We start from the raw sequence: 22,951 nt of genomic DNA, 5'->3' as shown, positions 1-22,951 counted from the left end.
ATAGCATGTAGTGGTGTACAGCTATAGGATAACATATTTTGTTGAAGTTTTTTATATTAACTAGCACAATGGGTTAAGTTATCTTTTCTTAATTGGTAGTAATCCATAATTTTCACGCAATCGGTTGAATCTCCGTCTTTGCTTGTCGTCCATATTGAATTTCTTCATTATTCTGATAGTTTCTGAAATATCCTCTGTCATAACAGCTCGCCATATTTCCTCTGAAATAAATGCGATATTAGTATGCTTATCTGTACCACCTTCACTTACTGGAATTTTCCTTATACATTTCATTTGATGTACATTCAGCCTATTCCCCATGACATAATCATTACGAAGACATACGGTGGTAATTCCCTGATTGTATCCAGAAGAATTTTCACCTGCTCATCCGTCAATGCCTTCTTTTCCTGCTTTGGTGTTCCGCCTTTTGCGGAAAGCGACGCAGCCGGATTATAACTGATGATTTTGCTTTCTTCTGCTGAATAGAAAACACATTTGATCAGCATATTCATTTTGCTATACAGGGAAGCTGATTTCTTGGAGATTGGAACCAGCAGCAAGCGAAGGTCATCGGTCGTCACTTCGTCCATATACATATGCTTCAATCGGTCGATCTCATACACCCGTCCGTCAATCCACCGAATCAGACGGGGACGGATATTTCCCTCTGCATCCACATCTAAATTCACAGGTACATATACTTTTCTACATTTCTGTTCCGACATATTCTACGCTCCTCCTCTGTAAACCGGCGAATGTGTTGACTTTCTTTTAGCAAAGAACTCACCAGATTCTGCCGGTGCTGTATTAACCAATCATTCCTGTCGGCATAACCAAATCCACTTTTCGCTCTGTCGGCATCTTGCTTTTTTGAAAAAGTACCCCATTTTTAATCGCATCTTTCCCGAATCGGAATCGAATCTGCTCAATCGCTGCGTCCAAGCGTTCCTGGCGATCCAATGATTTCACATCAGTGAATAGGTCGTATTGTATCGGACAATCCTCTTCAAACAGGTTGATTGCCCGAACTGTCACCGAACGAATCGGGTGTTCCCACTGATAATTCTTTGCAAACAGAGCAAATGCGGTTTTCGCCAGATAGGTAGGGCTTTGTGTCGGAATTCCAATCCGACACTGCCACTCCTTCGTGAAAAGCTCATTGTTGCGGATGGAAATCGCTATTCCACCCGCTTTCTTCTTATGTATTCGCAGCTTGGTTCCAATCTCCTGCACCAGCTCCAGCATGACACACCAGACTTCGGCGTTATTTTCCAAATCCTGCATGGTCGTTATCCCGTGGCCAATGCTTTTTACCGGGGAGACATAATCGGAACGCATAACCGGCGAATCATCCAGCCCATTGGCATACTTCTTAATCGCCAGTCCATTCTTTCCAAGGCGGCACTTCAAGAAATCATCCGAAGTTGCAGCAAGCTCTCCAATGGTATGAATCCCATAACCGGACAGAACCTTCTCGGTCGCTCTGCCGACTCCAAGCAAGTCAGAGGCAGGAAGACACCAAATCTTCTCTCGGAACGAATCTGCTTCGATGCAGGTAATCGCATCCGGCTTTTTCATATCCGACCCAAGCTTGGCAAAAATCTTATTGAAGCTCACTCCTGCGGAAATCGTAAGTCCCAATTCAAACTTAACGGTTCTGCGAATCTCATCTGCGATTTCAAATCCGGTTCCCATGCAGCCGCTTCCGGTCACATCCAACCAGCATTCGTCCATCCCATACGGCTCGATCTGGTCAGTATAACGACCGTATATCTCACGGGCTAATTTTGAAAACTTCATATATTGCTCATAGTGCGGCTCCACGATCACAAGATCCTGACACTTCTGCTTTGCCTGCCAGATTGCCTCTCCAGTGGAAACACCAAACGCCTTTGCTGCATAGTTCTTCGCAAGTACGATACCATGCCGTTCCTCCACAGAACCGCACACTGCCACCGGCTTGTTCTTCAGTTCCGGGTTCAGCATACACTCGACAGAGGCATAGAAATTGTTCATATCACAGTGAAGAATCACTCTTTGCATCCTGTATTCCTCCTCTCCGTTCGTGAAAGCACGAACAACTTTTCACGAACGCATTGACACACAGCATTTCTTGTGATACTATAATTACACGAATTGTATTTCGTGTTTTCATCGTCATTATAGCAAGCACAGTTTTTCGTGTCAATAGGTTTTTATGAAAAAGTGTTCGTGTTCGTCATCAAAAAAGAAAGAGGTATTTCTATGGTCTTCAAAGAAAGGTTGAAAGAAAAAAGAACAGAAGCCAATTTAACTCAGGTAGAACTTGCAGAGAAGGCCGGTGTAACCGCCCGCACAATTCAGAATTATGAGCTTGGCAGCCGCAAACCATCCAATATGGTTACGATCCAGAAAATTGCGGATGCACTGAATACTACTACTGAGTACCTGCTGGGAAGCAGCGGCACCTATGTCGTAGAAGCTCATGAAAAAGGCGGCGCAAAAGCAGCGAAAGATATTGAAGAACTGGTCAGCGAAGTGACCGGTATGTTCGCTGGCGGCGAATTAAGCGAAGATGCCATCGAAGGAGCATATAAAGCTCTGACCGATGCCTACTGGATCGCCAAAGAGAACAATAAAAAATACGCCCCGAAAACGAGGCGTAAAAAATCCGATCAGTGATATTTATCGTACACACTTTTCGCTATACTGTAAACTGGAGGTGGTATGATGAATGCGGAACAGCTTTCACGGGGCGGTGAGAAACTGGTAAAACGCTGCGGTTCCAGAGACCCTTTTGAAATTGCCAGGCAGCTTGGTATCAATGTCATGCTTTGCGATAATTTTGGTTCCCTGAAGGGAATGTACCGGGTGATTAAGCGAAATCGCTTTATTTTCCTGAATAACAGTCTGGATGAAAATATGCTGCGCATCGTGTGCGCACATGAATTAGGACATGACCAGCTTCACCGGAATATGGCGAAAACCACCTCGATTCATGAGTTCATGCTCTACGACATGAAATCCAAACCGGAATATGAAGCCAACATCGTAGCAGCAGAAATCCTGATGGACAGCGATGAAGTCCTTCGCTACATCTATGAATATGGATACACAGCCGAGCAGATCGCCAGTGCGATGTCCACCGACATCAATCTTGTTGCGCTGAAGGTAGCACACTTGGCAACACTCGGTTACAATCTGCACGCACTGGAACATAAGAGCAACTTTTTGAAATAACGTACCTTTGAGGAGTCTGGACTGGCTCCTCTTTTTTGTTGCAAATTGTGCAGGCGGTGCTTGCACAATTATCAGCCTAACATCTGCATGTGATAGAGCTTCACTTTTTCCTCAAACGGCAGTCCCGGATCAATGCCGACTTCTTCCCACATCACACCATACAGTGCGCCGCCATCTGTATATCCAGCGATAAAAGCAAAACGACCATCGCAGTCCTCATACAGTTCTGCCAACCGTTCCCGTTCTTTAGCTTCCCGCTCCATTCTCCGCTGCCGAAGCCGCTGTTCTTCAGCCCGTTTAATCTGGTCGAGTTGTTCCTGTGTATAATTGACTCCAAGCTCCTGTAAATCTTTAGCAGCCGTCACAGCATCCACATGAAAGCGTTCCCGGTAATGCTTATTCATCTTTTTCGGTGAGCCGGTATAGGTGAGCAGCCACTGCTTGCCTTTTCGGAGGCGTGCTTCCTTTCGCTCAGCCTTCGTCAGTTTCTTTTTCTTTGCCATTTGCGGAATCTCCCGGATTTTTTGCTGATGATTTTGGGTTGCGCTTTTTCGGTGCTGTCAGCTCATGGCTCAAAGAAAGCAGGTCTTTGATGGCATCATCCAGCTCCGGTTTGCCGAGCTGAATACTGAGCCATTTTTCCTTATTCATGTGATAGGCTGGAAAATAGCCGTCTTGCCCACGAAGAGAGCCGATCAGCAGCGGATCACTTTTCACATTAAGGACATCAATGATGCCTGCTTCCGGCAGTCCCAACTTATCAGCGGATACTTCCAAAACTACACCATACCATTTATTATTGTCGTTGTGCCGCAGCACAGCATTCCAGTCATGCCAGGGGTATTCCGGCTCTGTGCCGTACTGCTGGCGTATCCATGTAAATAATTCCTGTCGTGTCACTCCATCGCTTCCCCGCCATTTTATATGTGACTTTGTGCAACAACCTGTTGCACAAAGCTTTGCCTCAGATAACTCTCCACACTGCATTGATATCAGAAATCATCCAGCGCAGCATCAATCTCTTCCAGCCGATCAATCCAGCCCAGGTCAGATTTCTTCTTGGTTGCTGATCTTTTCTTATCACCACCAACCACTTCAAACCGTTTCTCTTCTGTCCCAAACAAACCTTTAACCTGAATTCTGAAATCCGGCTTGTTGTTGGTCAGTCCTTGCATGAGCTGCACATTCTTGTATCTGGGCAGGAGGATTTGACAGATAGCCTGAATGTCTTGCTCCTTAATACACGGTACCGCCATGAACTTTTTCGTTATGTAAGGCTTTATATCTGCCAGTACCTGCGACATAGAGGCTTTCTTTCGAGTATCAGTCGTAACAATTCCTCCTTCCCACTGATTTTTGTCATTATCCCCTTGCTATATTTAATCAGCAATATATCTAAGAACTTTACCCAGGCAATCTCTGCTGTTATCCGTAGATACCTGTTGATTACTTCCTGGTGCGCTAAGAGGCATCGCTCCCCACATAAAATGCTGATTATAACAATCTAAAAGAATCCTCTCGTATGTACCTGCTGCTGAAGTTGAACTTTCTCCAGAGGAAAGCCATCTCCAATTTCCTATTGCTTGATAAACGAAGCTGTCAATAACGATTCCTGACAAATGGTAGCTTCTAAAATAGTTATCTCGCACATATCGTAGATGCTTGCAAGTGTCAAAAAGCAGTCCATTACTGCTTATATTTTTGTTTTTCATGGCATCCTGTTCTGCTTTCGGATTAGTTGAACGCCAATTCCCACCCATATTTGTATCTGGATATCTGTATGAGCCATCCCAATTTTTGAATGCCGGCAGAATTTCAAAGAACATTCCATCTGAAAAATTGATCTTCACAACCTGTCCATCTGCTCTTACTTCACTTCTTGGATACGGAACAAGAATAGCCTGTCTAACTGCTTGCAGAAGACGAGATTGACCATTCCCATAAACAGAGTTGAACTGGTTGTAATATGATTCTGACAAGGACATCAAAATATCAATATCACTTGTATCTATCGCAGTTCCCCTTCCATAGGAGCCAACATATATACTATTTTGTCTATCGCTTGTTATATTCCAAAACTCACGGTTCATTGCTGATGTTACAGTGCAATATCTTTTTGAAATAAGAGAACGGCTGTCAGCTGATATTACCTCTCCATTTCTTTGAACATACAAACTCAATGTGTTCATCCCCCATTTACTCATTTTTTCTCAAATGCGCCGGAAGCATCTTGTTTAATTCCTCCTGCGTAAAGAATTGCTCTTCATTTGTTTTGAGCGCAGCTTGGGCGGCAGCATAACTTTTCCCATCAGTTAAAGGTGCAGCACCGTAGATTTCCGAACTTTCATCCAACAGTTCATCTCTTTTGCGCACTATCTCTTCAATACTGATTTCGTCAAAATCTGTCAAAAGTGACAGATATTTTTCTCTTACCTTCCACAGCTTATTCGCAGTCTTAATATGATCGGTTTTTTCAGTGGAAATATCCTTATCCTTCAGATAGCTTGTTAGGGCAAGGAGTGCTGTCGAACATAGTCCACCAGCCCATAACAGTATCTGTTTATTTGAAATGAGCACTCCCAAGAAGCCACCTGTCGATATTGCTGATAGCCCAATCTGTCCCCATTTTATCCAAAAATTACGCTTACTCAACCGATCAGCCATCTTAAAATGACATGTATAGGTATATACAAGTTTCCCATATTCTTCTTGTATTTGAGAATATAGTTTTTTACGGTAATCCAACGAACTATTCTCCATTGGCGCATTTCCTCCGTACCTTTAGTATTACTCTACCCCCAACGCCTTAAACACCGCATCTTCCGCACTGCTGTAGAAAATCAGATTAAAACTCCCTACCAGCTCCGGCGGCACAGTGCCAAGGTCTGCTGCACTGGTAATCGGAAGCAACACTTTCTTTGCTCCGCTATCGAGGCACACCTGCAAACTATTGGCAAGCTCGTCCACTTTCAGAATCGTGCCGCTGATGCTGATTTCTCCCAGCACGGCAAGTGTACTGACCGTAGGCCGTCCAAGAGCGATGCTGCATAGTGCAATCAATGTAGGCAATGCCAGCTTTCCGGTCATGCCAATGCCCTGTAAATCCTGATAGTTGATGATGTAATCCCGCATCGTGATGCTGATGCTACCACTGATTCGATTTCCGTTTGCTTTCAGGAAATTGAACGCCGTATTCGTGGATTCCTTACAATCACGGTCGCTGCCAAGGCCAGTGCGCTCAAATTTTCCGTTGCCGGGCAGCATCTGGCTTTCAAGGCGGAATACGCCGATCATACCGGACTTGCCCTGACTTACGGTATATACCTGTCCCGGATTGCAGATGCCATCGGGGATGAGCTTTCCACCGCCCTGCTCTGGCACGGAAACAAATTTTTCTTCAAAGGTATCAAGGTCGATATAGCTGAAGTTCACATCATAGAACTCCATTCCACCCAGCTTTTTCAGCTGTTCCTTGACACGACGGCGCATTTCCAGCGCAAATACAAGAATTTCTTCAATCTGTTCCTTCGTGAACTCTCCATCGGGATAAAGCAATTTCACATAGCCGCCTACAATCTTGCGGACAGCAATCGTATCGCGCTGGTTCAGATTCTTTCCAAGGCGGAAATACTTATCCAACGCATCACCATACTGTTCTTTCCGCAGTTCTCGGATAAACTCTGCCAAGTAATCCGTGATAAAGCCGTAGTCGTTGGTGAAATGCTCCGGACGGAACTTCGGAATCTCCCAGCCTGGAATATAGCAATGCAGACGGTCAAGAAAGGCTGTGTCCGTTCCCATCTCCGACGGGAACGGGTCAAACAGAGAGGAAGTCTTGAGCAACACATCCACGCTCTGATTGATGTTTCCTACAAAGACCATAGATGCCGATGCTGCCTTTTCCTCTTTGCCACGGGCAAAGGAGCCGGAAGCCATATAGTCTTTCATAATCTGAATGCCGTCTTTGTCCTTAAACTTAATTCCGGCAACCTCATCAAAGGCAACGCAGTCCCATAAGCCTACCAAACCTACGGTTTTGCGCCCCATATTGTAAAACAAATTTGCAACGGTCGTCTGACCACCGGATACCAGGATACTGTTCGGGCTGATTTCTTTATAGATATGGGACTTGCCTGTGCTGCGCGGCCCCAATTCACAGAGATTGAAGTTATTCTCCACCAACGGCAGCATACGCGCAAGCAGCAGCCACTTTTCCCGATTATTCAGCTGTTCCGGCTCATATCCGCAGGAACGCAGCATAACATCCATCCACTCTTCCTGTGTGAATGCCTTGCGTCCCTCTCGAACTTCTTCAATGTCGATATGGGGCATCTGAATCGGAGTCAGCTTATGGATGCTAATGGGAGAGATATCCTTCTGCTTTTTCTGTTTAGAGGAAATCGGCTGTCCATCTATATCCGTGATTCCAAAGCTGCTGTCTCCCTCAGATTCATATTCCAGCTGCACGATACACCAGATACCGCCACAAAGCAGCCGGTCATATTTTTCCGGATAATCATCCGTAATCGGTACATTGGTGAGACCAAGGTTAGAGAACTCTGCAAAAAAGCAATCCTTTTTGATGTCCAGATGCACGGTCACCATATCAATAATGGTATGGCTCCCGTTCTTGCGCAGTTGTGAGAGAATTTTCTGAGCCTCATCCGGGCGGACAAAATTGTCTGCCAGAATGTGTTTCACATTCTGAACGCCCTGCTCAATGATTGTCTCATCGTCTGAACTACAGTACTGACCCAGCAGGAACTCCAGCACATAGACCGGAACATTTGCTCCTTCTTTTATTTTCTTTGTCAGGTCTTTGCGGACGATCCGACCGTCAAAGTTGCTGCGCAGCTTCCGGCGCAGTTCTTCACGGGTATCGTCTGCCGCCATATCCATCATTTCCATACGGAATTCCTGCCTCCTCTATATCAGAATCCGAATCCAAAGTCATCTGCAAAGGCAATGTCCATGATGACAGGCTGCCTCCACTGCTCCAGACCGCTTTCTTCGTCATAAACCACAAGGTAATATTGCTTGTCCTTGTCGTATTTCTTATTCTTGAATGTGAACCGCATCCGGAAGATACGCTTCTGTGCATTTTCCTCGCGACTGTCCGCTACATAGCTGTTTTCGTTCGAGATTTTCTCATTGTCTTCCGAGAGGAAGAAAATGCGGTATTTTGCCGCTTTTACAGTATCACTGACGACATCCGACTGGATAAAGTCCATGGACGTGATCAGGTTCGTAATCTTATGGACGATGCTGACCAGAGCAATCTCTGCATTCTTTGTTTCCATGTGACCACGTTCCATCTTAAACTCCAGCACCGGTACCAGCATTTCCTGCGGTGAGGAACCGCCATGCACATAGTTAGCACCGCCTCCGGCCACCTTAAAGACATTGCTGCTGACAGGATAGGACACCACCTTGCTGTCCTCATTCCCCAGAACGCGTCCCATGCTCATATGGTCGATGCCGTCATCTTCCAGTGCCGCCTTGGACACAATAAATCTGCGATTAACAAATGCTTTTTCCGCGCTTTTCCCAGAAATCTTGTCACTTTCTGTCAGCTTATCACGCTTGTAAATAAAGCCATGATCGGCAGTGACGATAAAATGATAGGTGTTGCCGCTGACGGAGATTCGATGAATCAAGTCCATGATTTCCTGAACGGCCTCCTCACACGCATTAAACACCTCATCCTCGGTATTTGCCTTGTCTCCACGCGCGTCAATCTGATTATGATATACATAGATAATCTGACGTTTTGTCAGCACATCTCGCAGCTCTGCCACTTTCAGATTTTTGATATCATCGAACTGTACACAGACACTATCCGGGTTATAGCTTTGCAGCACCTGCTGCCGACCTGCCAGATTATCGCAAAGGATACCATCTGCCAGCACCTGGAAGTCATCCGTCATCTCCAGTGTTTTATGCGGTAAAAGTGCTGCCATACCGAGCCTTGTATAAGACGGCAGGACACTTAGTTGTACAGAAAGTTTTGCCGTACATTTCGGGTCATCCTGCATTCGGGCAAACAATTCCTGTCCGACCTCGTAACGCATGGCATCCGAAATGATGACCACGGTGCGTTCCTTGGTATAGCGCAGGTTGGCATTGTAAAACTCCCGCTGCAACGGAATTGCCGAAAATGCGGCATCCTGCTGGATTCCAGCATTCCATGCTGGGAGCAGACAAGCCAGATATTCGTTCGTGTAGATATTTTCCACCAGCTCCCGAAGCGGCTCAAAGCTTTCCGTGCTCTCCAGCTGGTCGTAATAATAGTAGAATTTCCGATACTGCTGATCCATATTGTAATCCGCAGCAAGATATCGGTCGATGATTGGCTTTAAGCCATCTGCGGCATGGTAATCCGCTTCCTTCACCATGCTGTATGCACTGGAAAGCATCTGATAGGTTTTCCCAGTCTTTCTGCCAAAGTGCATTTTAGCTCGCTTTTCACAGAGTTCCGGAATGGTAAATCCGTTTACGATTGCACCGATATCTTCCGAAACAAGTCTGCCAATGAGCCACTTTACCAGCACCTGATCCACGGCAAGGAAAGTGTCGCACTCCACCAAATCGTCCACTCGCATTCCTGCAAATGCCGAAAGAACATTCAGCCCTTTGGCAACGTGCGCCGACAGAGCATCGTATTTGTCCCGGTACAGGACGCTGTTCATCAGGCTATCGAGAAATGCGATGATATTACCGGACTTGTAGGAGACAAAGCTCTTCCATGCTGCCGGAAGCTCTGCCTGCACATATCGACCAGTATAAGTAACGAACAACGTTACCAACAGCCGTTCCAGACTCGGCTTTGTATCAGTGTATCCGAAATGCTGCTCACAGAGCTGCCAGAATGCAGACAGCAGATCGTATTTTTCAAACTCCTGCAAGAAAGCATTGTCCACCAGCTCGCCATCCGTCAACACGATGCGCACGACTTCCTCAAAAGAGCAGGTACGCGCCTTGCAGACTGCACTCAGCAGACCGACAAGGATATTTTCTTCATTGAAGTTTTCGATTTCCAGATCATAGAAGCGCTGGGTGCGCTCTTTGTTGGCGAAAAACTTGATGTGCTTCTCAATAACCGGCTTGTACTTTTCCTCAATACCGAGGTCAACCGACAGGAGGGAAGCACGGTCGGCAAAGAACCGTCTGGAATACAGCATTGTGTCTTCCAGATGGTTGTCCCTTACATCCGGCTTCGGAAACGGTGCATAAATCAGATAATTCGTGGTCTTATCCACACGCTCCAGAAAATACTTTGTATAGAACTGGTTATCCGGCTGGAGATGGTAGATCTTCGCATTCTGAAGCTCAACCGTCTCCATATCCTCGGCAAATTCTGCCTTGTCATCGTACCAGAAAACCAGTTTCCGGGTCTCCCCGGTAAATTCCGCATTCAGGCGGTCTATAATTTGTTTCAGGTTCAATTCTGCCATATCAATTTCCTTTACTTGATAGATTCCGCCCTTTGGGGAATATCATACAGGCAGTTACGCCTTGATCCGTTTATTGCCTGTGATGCTGCTAATATAATCGTCAATATCCTGCACGATGCAATGATCCCCCATTGTGTGCAGTGATTCAAAATATTTTGTGATATACCCATAGATGCCATACTCTTCAAAGGTCTTTGCCACATCTGCACCAGAAAGCCCTTTGAAATGACGGTACCGCTCCATGCAATAAATCAAGAAATTGGATTCTTTGCTCATCGCTCACGCCTCCTCCGGGTAATCATAGGAGCCTGTCAGAAGTTCATCTTGATACATGGTATACAGCGTCATCGGGCTGTAATGCCACAATTTTGATTTTTCATCCGAAAGCTCCTGATACAGCTTGGACTGATAAAAGCGGGAAATCGCTTTTTCATCATCCACATTGCTGTTTTTTGTAATCTGTTCGATGATGGGCGGCACAATAATTGCAAGCATTGCGCTGAACTGATCTTCGTTCATACAAGCTCCCTCCCTTCAAAATGCAAGTATTGCAGGGACTTCTCAGTTGCAAACACCAGCTGGTTGAACAATTTCCGAATCTTGAGTGCCGCCAGTGTTTGTTCCTTATCCAACACTCCGGTCATATACAGGGTAATAGTGCGGTACACATCATCATTTGCCACAGCACCATAAATCAGGTCATGCTGCTTTCCCCGATAGGTTCCCTGACGGTTCTCAGCTACAAAATCCAGCCATGCTTCATCTGGGCTGTCAAAGCGCAGCAAACTGCACTCCTTGAAAGCCACGGCTTCCTCTACGGAATAAATATTGAGCGTAGCAACTCCTGTTTTGCGGCGGTCGGTGACCTTTTGAGCGAAGTTCACTGCCTGATCGCGGTTGGTGGTGGTATAAAATCCAAAACCGAAGTCCAGATAACGATTTTGCCGGATAAGTTTCGGCTGTTCTACGATAACATTGCTTCCGTGGTACAAAATCATTGCAAACGCCTCCTGTTCCTCTTATTTCTTCTCTTTCACCATGATATTCTTGCTGTCCGCCAGAACCTCATAGAACTTGCCGTCCTGTGCAGTCTGGAGCTTACGGTAGTTGACCTTTACGCCGTCATCGAGGTCAAGCTCGATACGGGAAAGTGCCAGATGGCTGATCTTCTCATCATATTCCCGGCATTCCTTCAGCTGCTTGGCAAGTTTATCCTTACGCTTGGAGGCTGCTGCTACCTCGCGGGCATTCTCGCTGTGATCCATCATACCCTGCATCCGGTTGATCTCGGATTCATATACGCGCTGCATCTTGTGCAGGTAGTCGATGCGCAGGTTTCCGATGGTATCCGGCGTGTAGCGGTGCAGGTAGACCAGTGCCTTAAAGCCGTTCTGCTTGCCGCTGTCAAACAGCCAGTAGATCGGACGCTTGCCGGAGCCAGTGACAGAGTAAGTCTGGCAGTGATCCTTGAAGAAATCGTTCAAGAAATAGTTGCGGATAATTTCCCGGCTGGTGCTGCCCTTATTGCCAAGGGCTTTTGCGATATAGTCGAGGTTTGCTTCCAGCGTATCAGCACCGTAAACTGCTTTCAGCCATGCACACAGGCGCGATACGATATCATCGTCCAGATATTCTTCATCGGTGATGGGGATAACATTATCAGCATCCGGAATATAGCTCTGATATTTGCTGCTATCCCACTCGCCGCCTGCATAGGCAAGCCCTTCCACATCCAGCGAGTAGCGACCGAACATACAGCCCACGGCATAGCTTAGCAGGCTCTTGATGTCTCGCTGCAAGTCAGCCTTGCGCACAGTCACATCTTTATCTTCCACTTCCGGGGTCAGCTCTTCCTGTAAGCCGTAAATGTCGATAAAAATGCGGTTCAGCTCTTCCTCGTTGGCTTTCAGCCGATTAAAGCGGTCATCACATTCAGCCTGCCACTGGATAAATGCCTCGGAAATCCTCGAAACATTGCGGAGTAATGGATGCTTCTTATAATCCCAGGATGTTTCAAAGGAATCCCAGTCTCTCTGTGATAATTGAATTGCGTCCTCTACTTTAGAATCAACAGATTCTTTATAGTCCCCCTTTACTTCAACCGGAATCCGTGACATGTCGCCAACCTGTGTAGTTATAGTTGGATTAAGTATTTTTATACATTTCTGGGATACACTAGAATTCAAGAATCCTAATACATAATAAATTTCACTGTTGTTTGGAAATCCACTCGAACCTTTTATATCAAAAATAAAACCAGCTTCTGTAAATCTCCCAGAAAAAGACGCACTTGTAATATCAGACCATGTTATTCCTTGTCTAAAATAGTAAGCCGTATTTTGAGGTCTCGAACGTATTTTCCCATGTTCATCCTTAAAGTTCTTAATTTCTTCGCCATCGTTCTCCCAGTTTACAACATAATCCCTATTTCCATACCAACGTCTAAAAGCACCACCCTTATTATATGGAAACCACTTGTATCCGCTTTTTTGTGCCTCAGAACAATTATGCATTCCCATTCCTATTTTAGAAAACAAAGGTTCAAACCAAAGTTTTAAATACAAATCATTATTTGCAGTTGCTAGCCCCTGCTTAGGCGGCGCAATTTCAGAAATTGTCGGATAATTCTCAAATGCATTTAGCATTTCCTCACTCGCCCAAAACGCGATTGGATGTCCTTTTATTCGCTTGAAATCATTTGCACTTGCTTCATAAAAATATCCGCATTCCGGATTCTTAATTGCCTGAACAACTTTGATTTTCTGTACTTCCATTCCGCCCTTAAAATCCGACAATTTGAAGCACAACGATTTATTGTCCGATGTTCTGTTTTTCAAAACAAATGTGCAGATTGGTACGGTCGCTTCCTCATATGCAGAATACTCCATTTGAACTAAAGTTGTAATGCTCTTATTATCAATGATATAATCTCGAAGTTTCTCATATGTTTTGATAAACATCCACACAAATGGTGTCATAAATGCACTATATCCACCAGATGTACAAAAGTCAAAGTTCCTATACATAAAGACACTAAATAAGTCTCCACTATAATCTTTATATTGCTTTTGAACATAATCCTTTAATTCTGGATTATATTTATTCAAATATGGAGGATTCGTACATACCGCAGTGTATTTTTGAGAAAGAACTCTTCTAAGATTCCAGATACTCTTTTTATGCTCATAATCCATATTAAAAAGTGTAAGTTCCTCGGGTACAACAGGTTCTTCCTCTAAGTGATCTACAATAATCAACGACCCCAGTAATTCTCCCTCTGGATAATTTTCGGTGCAATAAAGGTTTGGCGATACATTTCTTGTGAAAAATCTTCTATCATACTGACGTGCCTTCATCATTATTGCAAAATATGCAAGTTGAGTTGCTCGTTTGTCAATATCTACTCCAAAAATATTGTTTTTAACAATCAATGCAGCTGCATCTCTTTGCGTGTATCCGCATTCTTCATATACATCCATTAACAAGTCAAATGCATACACAAGAATGTGACCTGAACCCATACATGGATCGAATATTGTCAACTCCGTTGGCTCAATTTTTTCATTAACCGTTGGCACTGAACCGTCTTTATTCTTTGCAAAGAACTCCATTTTTTCCCGAAGTTTGCTTTCCGGCTTTCGTTCCAACCAGTATCGTCCTAAGGAATTATCTACCATGTATCGAACAACCCAATCCGTTGTAAAAAGCTGAGTTGCAGCAGCGACATCTTCTTTTTTCACTGTACCTTTATCAAGGATGTCAACAACTTCCTCATGTTTTTGAGAAATGTAGTACTGATACAACCAACCTACAATTTCAATTTGTCCACTCTCTTTAACATTGAAATCATCCTCTGGTATATCGTGGATCAGATGATAAATCACACCGTCCTGGTTGGTAACGGACAAGTTGAGCAACAGTTCAGTGTAGTTCTTTGTCTTTTCAAACAGAGCAGGCAGAATCTCGTTCAGGGCATTGCACTGTTTTAGGAACAGGATGCGGAATACCTCGTCCAGCTTGTTGTCCTGCTTCAGCTGGAAAATCTGAGTCTCTTCCTCCGCAGTGAAGGGCAACTCTGCGTCAAAAGGTGTTGTGACCAGATCCGGCTCCAGCTTACCGCTCTCGGAAGAGAGAACCCGGATATGGGAAGGCAGATAGTCGTTGACCTCCATGAAACGGATCGCAATCAGGCGGTTGAACCATGTATAGGCAACCTCCTCGATCACATACTGATATGCGGTTTTATAGTCGGTATCCTTTTCCTTCTGCTGGATGACCTCTATCAGCTTGTCACGCTGACGCACGGCCTCGCCGGAAATCGAATACGGTTCTGCGGTTCCGATATCGAAAAACTGGGTGTCACCGAAGCTCTGCGGCAGCGGCTTGGCAATTCCGTCCTCTGTAATACCGATCAAGCGGGCATCATAGCTAACATCTGCAATCAGCTTATTCCGCGCCCAGATCGCAAAATTCTTTATGGCTGTCTTGTTCATGGAGCCAATCCTCCTGTCATTTATAGTTCAATGTTGACGATTGTATCTTCGTCCATCTCTTTCAGCAGGTTTTCACGCAATGCGGCAAGGTATTTATCAACATCATCCTTGCTTTCCAGCCGCCACGACGCAGTCTTGGCAACCGTCTTGATGGAAACATTCTTCGTGGTGCGCACCTTATATACAGGCTGCGGTTCTGTGACCTTTTCAGCCGGTTTCACGGTCTCGCCGCGTTTTTTCGCCTCTTCTTCCTGACGCTTGCGCTCTGCCTCTGCCTTTGCCTCTGCTTCCTTCGCAAGGCGAATATCCTCTGCGTTCATCTCATTGAGCAGGCGCAGCTTCAGTGCTTCCGCCTTATCTGCATAGCTACGCAGAGTGGAGACATTGTTGCAGTGCTCCGCACCGTCCATAATCTCCTTAAACAGTTCCAAATAACGGTTGAACTTCGTATCCTTATAGGGCTTGGTGTTCAGCACTTCAAAGACACGGTTCCGATCCTGATTGATGGAATCCTTGACCGGCTCTGCCTGCTCTTCCAGAATGCGCATATAGCAGTTCATAAACTTCTCGCGCAGCTCCGGCAGCTTCGGAATCTCCTTGTAGGGCTTCGCCATCCGGACGATGGTACGCATCTTAGCCACCACGTCTTCCAGTTCTGCATCCACGATGTAGGTCTTGCTGTCCTCGTAAATATTCAGCATATCCAGCGCACGAGTGAAGATGGTCAGCTGCTCACTGCCAAAGAAATCACGGATAGGCTCATAGTCTTCGCCAAAATCCATCAGATCATCCTGCTCGTCAAATACGGTCTTAAAGAATTCCAGCGGTGCCTGAATCTGCACCAGTGCGGAAAGCCGCTTCTTACCCTTTTCCAGAAGTTCTTTCCCAGGATAGGCGTAATTCTCATATTTGGGTTCCAGACGCTCAATCTCGGTGATCCGATTCTCGCAGTAGTGCTGGAAGTTCTTCATGATGGTATCTTCGTCATCGGCAGGCGGTGCCACCTTAAACAGCTCTTTCATCACGGTGCGGACGGCCTTTTTCTGGTTTTCCGGCACACGGACGCGCACTTCCGTCAGCAGCTTATCCACAAACTGCTTCTTCGTGATGTAGCCGATGATTTCTTCTTCGGAACGGTTGTTTAGATTGACGCTCTCACCGTTGACCGTAAAGGACAGATCTCCACGCATAAAGAGACGTGCCACCAGCCAATGGATGTCATCTTCCACAAAGCCATAGGGTGCTTTCATAAAGCGATCCTTAATGGTTTTCATAGAAGTTTTCATGTGCATCCGGGAATTGCCCGCCACGAATTGCAGCACATCATCCAGCGCGTGAACATTGGATTCTCCGGTATCTCCCAGTGCCAGTGACAGCTGATTGCTGGTCTTGAACATCTTCCGGATGTCTGCTTCGCCCATCGCTGCGTCAATGTAGGACAGCTTGTGGTAAACCGTCTGCACCAATCTTCCGATTGCCTCGTTGATGCGGCTGGTCACTTCCTTTCCGGAAGTGTGCAGCACATCGCCATTGACATAGATAGTAGCCTCTTTCAGAGCTTCCGTCAGGTAAAGCTTGGCGTTACCGTTGCGTTCCCGCATCTCCACGCGCTTTGCTTCCTTAATGGTCTCATACTTGGCAAGCTGCACAGAAGTATTCTTGCGCAGGAACCGCTCAATTTTCAAGTATGCCCGCATTTCCGTCAGGAACGCATCATCGTTCGGCAGAACCACAAGGACTTCCTTGCCCTGGCCAGAGAGCAGGCGCAGCGTACCATCATCGGTGCCGCCCTCATACCACGGGGTCAGTACACGGAGACCGATATCGTAATTCTGGTTTGCCTTATAGGGGCGGTCATCCACTGTCTGATTGAAGGAGAACGCATACCGTCCACCAAAGCTGGGGTACTGATACTTCTTGCTGGAGAAAATGTCCTCATAGATCATCTCGGCAATCTTCGTGATGACCTCCGGCATCTCCACATTTTCTTTTTCGATTTCGTTGTTGATCTCCTGTTCCTCATCGGTCAGAAATACATAGATGGAGCCGTTCTTCTGAATCAGCATCTGGCGCATCAGCACTTTCAGTGCATCTTCCACCTGTGCTTTCAGAGAGATACGATCATCGTCAATGCTGGTAATCATCAGGCTGACGATGTTGTCCACGTTGGCTTCGATTTCCAGAACATATTTAATCAGGAAAAGAGTCTTCAGCACATTGATGGCAAAGACATCTTTTTCCTTCTTTTCCGGGTTGATATAGCTGTTGTCATAAGCGCGGATGATCACACTGCTGTGGCTGTGGTCGAGGAAGTTCTCCAATGCATCATAGAACCGATAGAACGGCACGATTGCCCCCATCTCATCGTCCATCAGCTGCATGGCAGACTCTTTGAACAGAGCCAGCATGGAACGTTCACCTTCGGACAGGTGCTTGCCGGATGCACCATGGGTACGGATGCTGGTCAGCACGCTGGCAAGCAAATTAAACTGGTATGGAACAAAAGGATAAACCTCAGCAAAATCTTCTGCGTTGGCGTACAGTTTTTTCTCCACACCATCGTTGAAGACAATCAGATTTTTGATGATGGTTGCTTTCTGGTCATAGAGCAGACGCAGGCTCTGGGCTGCGGTCTCTGTCTTATCCAGAATACGCTTTTTGATAACAGCGTCCACATTGGCAGAGGACAGAGAAAGGCGTGTATCGAAACGTCCCTGAATCTTGGAGAAGTCGTTACCCTTCACCTTGGTAATGGAGTCGATGTCCTGCTGGCTCGTTACGATTACCCAAGCCTTACCCATGCACTCCTTGCCCAGTTCTTCCGTCACTGTCTGAAGGTTCAGCATCAGCTTGGAATCATCGCCAATGTACTGACCGATCTCATCCACAAGGAAAACAACATGGTGGTTATTGCCTTTTTTATCAATATAGGACTTTACACGCTTGGCAAAATCTTCAATGCTGATCTGGTAGCTCTCGGTTGCTTTCTCGCACCAGTTACGGGCAGCTGATTCGCTCATGAAATCCATGTCAGAAAGAACATCGACAACGGAATCCTGAATGAAATCGAAGTCCTGGCGAGAGCTTTCCCACGGATCGCCATACTCTTCTTCAAACTTTTCCTTAAACTCTTCAAAACGACCTTCCTCGGAAAGCCTGCGCTCCAGGTCAGCAAGGTGCGGCATGGAACCGCAGAAGCCCTGCATCTCGTTGAAAACTTTCAGGAATACGTTCACAATGGCATCCTTATTTTCTTTGCCATTCGAATCGCTTTTGGAATCAATGTTGAAAAGAATCACATCTGATGGGGTGTTTGCTGCCAGCTGCATATCTGCCAGCACCATCTGATTGGTAATCTTCTGATCTTCGATAAAGTAGTCGATGGCATGTTTGTCTCCGACCTGTTTATTCTGAAGCAGATAGGACAGAATTTTCAGGAAATGAGATTTACCACTTCCAAAGAAGCCGGAAATCCAGACACCCATTTTTGGTGTGGTTCCCTGAATACCTTTTTTATATGCTGCAAAGAAATCCGCAAAATGACGCTGAAGCTCACGGGTCACAACATACTCTTCCAGCTCCTGCGCCACATTTGTCTCTTCACCCTGACCGACAATGATAACGCCCTGTATCTCACGGTCAATTTTCTTTCGGAACATGTCCTTGATCTGCATAACAGTTTCCTCCATCCATTACTTTACCAGTCGGAATGCCCGGTAATAGTTATCGTCTTTAATCTCATTGAACAGGATCAGCTCCTGTTCATTATAGGTTCCCGGAAAGAACATCACGACCGGGCAGCGCACAAACGCCTGGTGCAAGTTGTTAAGCACCTTGTGGGAGCGCAAAATCGGATAGCACTTGCCGATACCGGTCAGGAACACGACTGCATTCTCCGGCGTATGTTCTTTGATATATTGCACGATCAGGCTGTCATCGTCATTTACCTTCATGGAGTTGGTCACTGCCTTGACGATACGCTCGATTCCTCGCTTTTTTTCAAAGTCATAGCACTTTTCCATGAAGTTTTTCTTTTCCAAAAAGTCAATGATGATATCATACAGGTCAAAGACCACAAGCTCAAAATCATCATCGCCCCGGTCGTTCTTATTTTTCAGATACTCTACACGCTCCCGAACTTCCAGTTCCTTTTCCGGTGGATAATCAAACACCCAATAGTTGACCTCATTTGCGCGGCCTGTTCCTTTTCGGAAAGACGGCTTATGGATTGCAAGCTCCATCTCATCCAGTCTTTGGCTTAAATCCATTTCATCTTACCCCCGTCAGTGTTTTTACCATGATGCCAAGGTCATGGTCATAAAGCCAATGCTCAAATGCAATATCAAGAATTGGCCTCAGTATTTTTCTTGTGCTGTTTGCCCGGTTGCTTTCTAAAAGCCCAGCTTCATAAAGCTGCGTTTTATAGCAGGAGCCGAGGCGGTGCAGCGTATAGTCTTGAAGAGAAGCCACTTTCTCACTCTGTTCCTGCTTATTTTTGAAGAATATCCGGATATCTGCATCCGTCAGCTCGTCGGAACCAAGAATCATTTTTTCCCGCACTACTTCATACACAAAATCAAAGAACAGCGTGTCATGCAAAAGAGCCGCAGTCAGCACAAATAATTTTTGTGTAGCAAGATCACTGCTCAAAAAGATTGGGTAAAAGCTTTCATCTAATGTCTTGATACGGGCTGTTACGGTAGAATAAATCTGCTGCGCTCGTAGTCTTGTCGGTGCGCCATAAATGTTTGTCTCTTCATTCAACTTTTTAATGTCTGCAAAGCTCTTACCCTCACTCAAAAGCTGCACGGTTTTCCGAAATTCCATGAACCAGAACGAAAATTTCACGGCTCCGGCACTATACGGTTTTCTTTCCATCTTCGTTCTCTCCATTTCCGGATTTTGTTTTAATGTATCTGCCGCTTTTGATTCTGGCATCCTTCGGCTTTTCGGCGTTAATAGGAATGACCCACTGATGGCCTAAACGCTCGGCACCATCAATTCGCCCTTCTGTGCATAATGTCTGTACTCTCCTTGTGCAGATGCCCCATTTTTCAGAAGCCTGCTTAATCGTCATGAAATCCATACGGAACCTCTTTTTCGATGTCTAAAGTCACTCGCAGCAAGTTAAAATTTCTCATTTATATTCTACTCCAAGAAACGAACAAAATCAATCGAAAGTTCTTCCAAATTTTGAACGATTTTTTTAGAATCCACTCTTCTGCAAGCAGGGCTTTCGTGACACGAAAGCGATTTTCTGCTTGTTGGGGAAACTCCCCAATCCCCATAGAACGCTGCCTGCGGCATCGAGCTGTGCATCCGTTCCGGATGCTTTAACGGCAGTTCCTGCCAAAGAAAAAAGCCCGGTGCAGCATGAGCATTACGCCCACACTGCACCGGACAATCCATCATCGACTGCTTTGTCTATTTTCTTCTTCCTGCCGAACTTCCTGCTCATGCAGCTGCTCTTTTTTCTGGTCGTCCTCTTTCAGGATTTCCTGCACAATCTTCTGTGCCACAAGCCAATCCTGCATTTCTGATTTTGTCTTGCGATACTCTGCATCCAGCTTACAAAACCGGAGCAGTCAAAACTGGTACTCGGCGAGCTGCCGCCCCAAACATAGGGATAACCGAGATATTTCTCAGCTTCTGTAATCATCTTCCGGAATTTTTCATCCGTCAGAGCTTCGCCCGGAATGTCGTAATCCTGATATTCTCCGCTGGAACCTGCGCCATCCGGCATTGCAAAGGCAATGCCTGCAAACAGATCATCCCGATTGCCCCGGCACTCCAATGTGACTTCGTAGCGTTGCAGCTGGTCATCTGTAAGGCCGGAATTTCTGGCAACATAGTCCACACCCCGATTGAGCAGCGTTACATTGAGGATTTTATACTCATACTGTACCGTCACCTGATAGGTGTAGGTGTGTCCGGTTCCGGTGATCGGATTGTAGCGATAGCCCACACGGGTTTCTTTCCTCGTCCGGATTTCCACCTTTTCCTCCAACTTCAGCTCATACTGTGCTTCAAAAATACTCTGGAGCCGCGTCTGTACCTGGCTTCTCGTATGAGATATATTTCCACCATTCGGCCATACACGATAACAAAGATAATAGCCGACAATGCCAGCATCGTGACCTGAACCACAAATGTCTGCAAATACAGTCCCAGCAGCGGTCCCAAGTCCATGCCTTACCGTATACGGCTTTTCCGTACACGGTGATTCCGAACACGGCTTTTTCCTTGGCATCTCATAAATCACATACTCCGCTCTGCCCATCCGACCGTTGCTCTCACGCTGCTGGTTCCTTTCCAGATACCCAAGACGCTCCAGCTCCTTCAAAGCCGTAAGCACTCCATCTACGCCATCCGGCGTAATCGAAGATAACCCCCGTACCGAATAGTTCCATGTGTCTGGCAAGCTGAGCAGCATGGAGAGAAGTCCTTTTCCTTTCAGGCTGAGACCCTGATCCCGCAGGTGGTAATTGCACATCGTTGTGTAATTGCTGTTTTTCTCAACCCTGAATACCGGCATGGTGCTCACCATCCTTTTTCGCAGGCTCCGCTTTTTTCTTCGGACATTTGCGCGGACGATCTTCGCTGTCCTCCCGGCGATGGTATTTGCCGGTATCCTGCATCATGCGTTCAAACGCCTGAAGGCGTCCCTCTGTAAAAAGCGTCATTCGATCACACCCCATTTCTTAAACAACTTGAAGAGATGATTCTTTCCCTTGCAGGTCACTCTCGTCTGCTGCACCAGTTTTCCGCTTCTGCCGTAGCAATCCCGGACAATAAAATAGCCCCTTGCAGATTTGTCTGCAAAAGGCATCAGCCAGCCACTCGGACTGCGGTACAGATAGCGATGATCCAGTAAGAGAGCCACTGCCGTCTTCTCCGGGATTCCGATTTCCTTACAGAAATTCCGGATGCAGGTGCAATCCTCCGAATTCACAAAGGTATCGAAGTAGTCTGCCTTGGGCTGCGCCGCATCCAGCTGTTTGCGGATACCCTCAAGCTGCTCCCTCTCGGCTACAAGTTCCTGCGCCAGGGTGTAGATGACTTCCGGATGCTGAATCACCTGATCCAAAACGGAATCGCTCATATACACACCATGCTTGCGGATGGAAGGGAGAACTTCATCAAACACCCAGTGTTCAAATCGTTCTGCCGATGGCAGCTTGCTGTGAACGATCAGCCGGTAAACATCGCCTTCTGTGATAAAGGCGATTTCAACGACCTGCTCTCCAGCATCCCCATACTGATTCACCTTCTGAACGACCCCCTCGCGTTTCGTTAGGGGGCCTCTGCAATGGCGTTTCACTGCGGCGTAGGGATTCACATACCCCAACGCTTTCGCCACATCGCTTGCACAGAAGAAGGTCTTGCCTGCCTCTTGTAACAACCGGATCGAACCAAACTCCTGGTTCTCAAACACCTCCATCATCTGCCTCGACTGTCCGCCATGACTGCCCACATCGGTATCATGGGTCTTCTGATTGAAATCCGTCATACCTGTTACCTCCTACTCAAATTTGTCTCGCCGGATTTCAGGCGAAAAAAAATAGAGCCTCGACCCATTCTCGTTTTCAAAGAATGAGCCAAGGCTCTATGTAAATCAGTCAAGTATGTGTTCGTCCGTCGATGGCAAAATTGGACTTCATTTGCTCCTATTGTCCACCAGTAATTTAACCCATAAGAGGTCAAAAGTAAGTAAGTAATCATCCGTATCTTTTTTTTCATTTTTTATTCTGCTACAATCTCCTTAAAACTCAGGAGGTATTC

The 22,951-nt window shown here is 46.1% G+C and carries 21 protein-coding genes and 3 pseudogenes; 2 read left to right on the top strand and 22 right to left on the bottom strand.

Going from position 1 to position 22,951, the window contains the following annotated elements; genetic code table 11:
• Positions 1-305 precede the first annotated feature (305 nt).
• Both NSA57_RS20010 and NSA57_RS17275 read right to left on the bottom strand, forming a co-directional pair.
• Positions 306-728: a site-specific integrase gene (locus NSA57_RS20010; protein ID WP_330671374.1), complete on the bottom strand. Its 423-nt coding sequence runs from the start codon at positions 726-728 to the stop codon at positions 306-308.
• An 82-nt stretch (positions 729-810) separates the two neighbouring features.
• The gene (locus NSA57_RS17275) at positions 811-2,046 is read right to left on the bottom strand and encodes a DNA polymerase Y family protein (RefSeq protein WP_257465579.1); all 1,236 of its coding nucleotides are present in this window, start codon (positions 2,044-2,046) and stop codon (positions 811-813) included.
• A gap of 201 nt (positions 2,047-2,247) precedes the next feature.
• Between NSA57_RS17275 and NSA57_RS17270 the strand changes: the two genes are divergently transcribed.
• Both NSA57_RS17270 and NSA57_RS17265 read left to right on the top strand, forming a co-directional pair.
• On the top strand, positions 2,248-2,664 hold the full coding sequence (locus NSA57_RS17270; protein ID WP_002576372.1) for a helix-turn-helix domain-containing protein: 417 nt from the start codon (positions 2,248-2,250) through the stop codon (positions 2,662-2,664).
• Between the two features lie 45 nt (positions 2,665-2,709).
• Complete coding sequence (locus NSA57_RS17265) at positions 2,710-3,222, top strand: ImmA/IrrE family metallo-endopeptidase (RefSeq protein ID WP_330671373.1); 513 nt, start codon at positions 2,710-2,712, stop codon at positions 3,220-3,222.
• A 71-nt stretch (positions 3,223-3,293) separates the two neighbouring features.
• Here NSA57_RS17265 and NSA57_RS17260 read toward each other — a convergent pair whose 3' ends face one another.
• The 20 genes and pseudogenes from NSA57_RS17260 to NSA57_RS17165 all read right to left on the bottom strand — a co-directional run bounded on the left by NSA57_RS17260 (position 3,294) and on the right by NSA57_RS17165 (position 22,679).
• Positions 3,294-3,725: a hypothetical protein gene (locus NSA57_RS17260; RefSeq protein ID WP_257465578.1), complete on the bottom strand. Its 432-nt coding sequence runs from the start codon at positions 3,723-3,725 to the stop codon at positions 3,294-3,296.
• Positions 3,694-4,122 (bottom strand): MmcQ/YjbR family DNA-binding protein, encoded by a 429-nt coding sequence (locus tag NSA57_RS17255; RefSeq protein WP_257465577.1) that lies wholly within the window; start codon positions 4,120-4,122, stop codon positions 3,694-3,696. The genes NSA57_RS17260 and NSA57_RS17255 overlap by 32 nt, the downstream gene beginning before the upstream one ends.
• Before the next feature lie 92 nt (positions 4,123-4,214).
• Positions 4,215-4,526, bottom strand: a complete 312-nt coding sequence (locus tag NSA57_RS17250) for a hypothetical protein (RefSeq protein ID WP_257465576.1) — start codon at positions 4,524-4,526, stop codon at positions 4,215-4,217.
• A gap of 75 nt (positions 4,527-4,601) precedes the next feature.
• Positions 4,602-5,426 (bottom strand): SMODS domain-containing nucleotidyltransferase, encoded by an 825-nt coding sequence (locus tag NSA57_RS17245; RefSeq protein WP_257465575.1) that lies wholly within the window; start codon positions 5,424-5,426, stop codon positions 4,602-4,604.
• Positions 5,419-5,967: an SLATT domain-containing protein gene (locus NSA57_RS17240; RefSeq protein WP_256291019.1), complete on the bottom strand. Its 549-nt coding sequence runs from the start codon at positions 5,965-5,967 to the stop codon at positions 5,419-5,421. Before NSA57_RS17240 ends, NSA57_RS17245 begins: the two co-directional genes overlap by 8 nt.
• Before the next feature lie 42 nt (positions 5,968-6,009).
• On the bottom strand, positions 6,010-8,130 hold the full coding sequence (gene brxL / locus NSA57_RS17235; RefSeq protein ID WP_257465574.1) for a protease Lon-related BREX system protein BrxL: 2,121 nt from the start codon (positions 8,128-8,130) through the stop codon (positions 6,010-6,012).
• Between the two features lie 23 nt (positions 8,131-8,153).
• On the bottom strand, positions 8,154-10,676 hold the full coding sequence (gene pglZ, locus NSA57_RS17230) for a BREX-1 system phosphatase PglZ type A (RefSeq protein ID WP_257465573.1): 2,523 nt from the start codon (positions 10,674-10,676) through the stop codon (positions 8,154-8,156).
• A 54-nt stretch (positions 10,677-10,730) separates the two neighbouring features.
• Entirely contained in the window at positions 10,731-10,952 is a 222-nt protein-coding gene (locus tag NSA57_RS17225; protein WP_013274273.1) for a DUF3791 domain-containing protein, read from the bottom strand.
• 3 nt (positions 10,953-10,955) lie between these two features.
• Positions 10,956-11,195 (bottom strand): hypothetical protein, encoded by a 240-nt coding sequence (locus tag NSA57_RS17220; protein WP_005539002.1) that lies wholly within the window; start codon positions 11,193-11,195, stop codon positions 10,956-10,958.
• A complete protein-coding gene (locus tag NSA57_RS17215) occupies positions 11,192-11,674 on the bottom strand; it encodes a DUF3990 domain-containing protein (RefSeq protein WP_257465572.1) in 483 nt (160 codons plus the stop codon). The genes NSA57_RS17220 and NSA57_RS17215 overlap by 4 nt, the downstream gene beginning before the upstream one ends.
• 21 nt (positions 11,675-11,695) lie before the next feature.
• Positions 11,696-15,169 carry a BREX-1 system adenine-specific DNA-methyltransferase PglX gene (gene pglX, locus NSA57_RS17210; protein WP_257465571.1) on the bottom strand — a complete coding sequence of 1,158 codons (3,474 nt, stop codon included), beginning with the start codon at positions 15,167-15,169 and terminating at the stop codon, positions 11,696-11,698.
• Between the two features lie 20 nt (positions 15,170-15,189).
• On the bottom strand, positions 15,190-18,843 hold the full coding sequence (gene brxC / locus NSA57_RS17205) for a BREX system P-loop protein BrxC (protein WP_257465570.1): 3,654 nt from the start codon (positions 18,841-18,843) through the stop codon (positions 15,190-15,192).
• A gap of 18 nt (positions 18,844-18,861) precedes the next feature.
• Entirely contained in the window at positions 18,862-19,437 is a 576-nt protein-coding gene (locus NSA57_RS17200) for a DUF1788 domain-containing protein (protein ID WP_005929853.1), read from the bottom strand.
• A gap of 1 nt (position 19,438) precedes the next feature.
• Positions 19,439-20,047, bottom strand: coding sequence for a DUF1819 family protein (locus NSA57_RS17195; protein ID WP_257465569.1), 609 nt, complete (start codon positions 20,045-20,047; stop codon positions 19,439-19,441).
• Positions 20,028-20,255 carry a helix-turn-helix domain-containing protein gene (locus tag NSA57_RS17190; RefSeq protein ID WP_002576387.1) on the bottom strand — a complete coding sequence of 76 codons (228 nt, stop codon included), beginning with the start codon at positions 20,253-20,255 and terminating at the stop codon, positions 20,028-20,030. The genes NSA57_RS17195 and NSA57_RS17190 overlap by 20 nt, the downstream gene beginning before the upstream one ends.
• Before the next feature lie 474 nt (positions 20,256-20,729).
• A pseudogene (locus tag NSA57_RS20005) lies at positions 20,730-21,242 on the bottom strand (NlpC/P60 family protein); the annotation flags it as partial.
• Positions 21,236-21,358 (bottom strand): annotated as a pseudogene (locus tag NSA57_RS17180) (VirB6/TrbL-like conjugal transfer protein, CD1112 family); the annotation flags it as partial. The pseudogenes NSA57_RS20005 and NSA57_RS17180, both read right to left, overlap by 7 nt.
• A 136-nt stretch (positions 21,359-21,494) precedes the next feature.
• Positions 21,495-21,662: pseudogene (locus tag NSA57_RS17175) on the bottom strand (helix-turn-helix domain-containing protein); the annotation flags it as partial.
• A 22-nt stretch (positions 21,663-21,684) separates the two neighbouring features.
• On the bottom strand, positions 21,685-21,867 hold the full coding sequence (locus NSA57_RS17170) for a hypothetical protein (protein ID WP_145992470.1): 183 nt from the start codon (positions 21,865-21,867) through the stop codon (positions 21,685-21,687).
• A complete protein-coding gene (locus NSA57_RS17165; protein WP_257465568.1) occupies positions 21,849-22,679 on the bottom strand; it encodes a phage antirepressor KilAC domain-containing protein in 831 nt (276 codons plus the stop codon). Before NSA57_RS17165 ends, NSA57_RS17170 begins: the two co-directional genes overlap by 19 nt.
• Between the last annotated feature and the right edge of the window lie 272 nt (positions 22,680-22,951).

The sequence above is a fragment of the Blautia caecimuris genome, assembly GCF_024622975.1.
Lineage (GTDB): Bacteria > Bacillota > Clostridia > Lachnospirales > Lachnospiraceae > Blautia_A > Blautia_A caecimuris.
Note: the sequence above shows the minus strand (reverse complement) of the source record. Positions and strands in the feature narration are given on the sequence as shown.

Excerpts from the sequence above, each read along its gene's own strand:
- NSA57_RS17190 (WP_002576387.1), bottom strand. The coding sequence starts at position 20,255 with ATGGATTTCATGACGATTAAGCAGGCTTCTGAAAAATGGGGCATCTGC.
- NSA57_RS17275 (WP_257465579.1), bottom strand. The coding sequence starts at position 2,046 with ATGCAAAGAGTGATTCTTCACTGTGATATGAACAATTTCTATGCCTCT.
- brxC (WP_257465570.1), bottom strand. The coding sequence starts at position 18,843 with ATGCAGATCAAGGACATGTTCCGAAAGAAAATTGACCGTGAGATACAG.
- NSA57_RS20010 (WP_330671374.1), bottom strand. The coding sequence starts at position 728 with ATGTCGGAACAGAAATGTAGAAAAGTATATGTACCTGTGAATTTAGAT.
- NSA57_RS17215 (WP_257465572.1), bottom strand. The coding sequence starts at position 11,674 with ATGATTTTGTACCACGGAAGCAATGTTATCGTAGAACAGCCGAAACTT.
- NSA57_RS17195 (WP_257465569.1), bottom strand. The coding sequence starts at position 20,047 with ATGGAAAGAAAACCGTATAGTGCCGGAGCCGTGAAATTTTCGTTCTGG.
- NSA57_RS17225 (WP_013274273.1), bottom strand. The coding sequence starts at position 10,952 with ATGAGCAAAGAATCCAATTTCTTGATTTATTGCATGGAGCGGTACCGT.
- NSA57_RS17250 (WP_257465576.1), bottom strand. The coding sequence starts at position 4,526 with ATGTCGCAGGTACTGGCAGATATAAAGCCTTACATAACGAAAAAGTTC.
- NSA57_RS17165 (WP_257465568.1), bottom strand. The coding sequence starts at position 22,679 with ATGACGGATTTCAATCAGAAGACCCATGATACCGATGTGGGCAGTCAT.
- NSA57_RS17245 (WP_257465575.1), bottom strand. The coding sequence starts at position 5,426 with ATGAGTAAATGGGGGATGAACACATTGAGTTTGTATGTTCAAAGAAAT.
- NSA57_RS17270 (WP_002576372.1), top strand. The coding sequence starts at position 2,248 with ATGGTCTTCAAAGAAAGGTTGAAAGAAAAAAGAACAGAAGCCAATTTA.
- brxL (WP_257465574.1), bottom strand. The coding sequence starts at position 8,130 with ATGGAAATGATGGATATGGCGGCAGACGATACCCGTGAAGAACTGCGC.
- NSA57_RS17260 (WP_257465578.1), bottom strand. The coding sequence starts at position 3,725 with ATGGCAAAGAAAAAGAAACTGACGAAGGCTGAGCGAAAGGAAGCACGC.
- NSA57_RS17220 (WP_005539002.1), bottom strand. The coding sequence starts at position 11,195 with ATGAACGAAGATCAGTTCAGCGCAATGCTTGCAATTATTGTGCCGCCC.
- NSA57_RS17200 (WP_005929853.1), bottom strand. The coding sequence starts at position 19,437 with ATGGATTTAAGCCAAAGACTGGATGAGATGGAGCTTGCAATCCATAAG.
- NSA57_RS17265 (WP_330671373.1), top strand. The coding sequence starts at position 2,710 with ATGATGAATGCGGAACAGCTTTCACGGGGCGGTGAGAAACTGGTAAAA.
- pglX (WP_257465571.1), bottom strand. The coding sequence starts at position 15,169 with ATGAACAAGACAGCCATAAAGAATTTTGCGATCTGGGCGCGGAATAAG.
- pglZ (WP_257465573.1), bottom strand. The coding sequence starts at position 10,676 with ATGGCAGAATTGAACCTGAAACAAATTATAGACCGCCTGAATGCGGAA.
- NSA57_RS17170 (WP_145992470.1), bottom strand. The coding sequence starts at position 21,867 with ATGGGGTGTGATCGAATGACGCTTTTTACAGAGGGACGCCTTCAGGCG.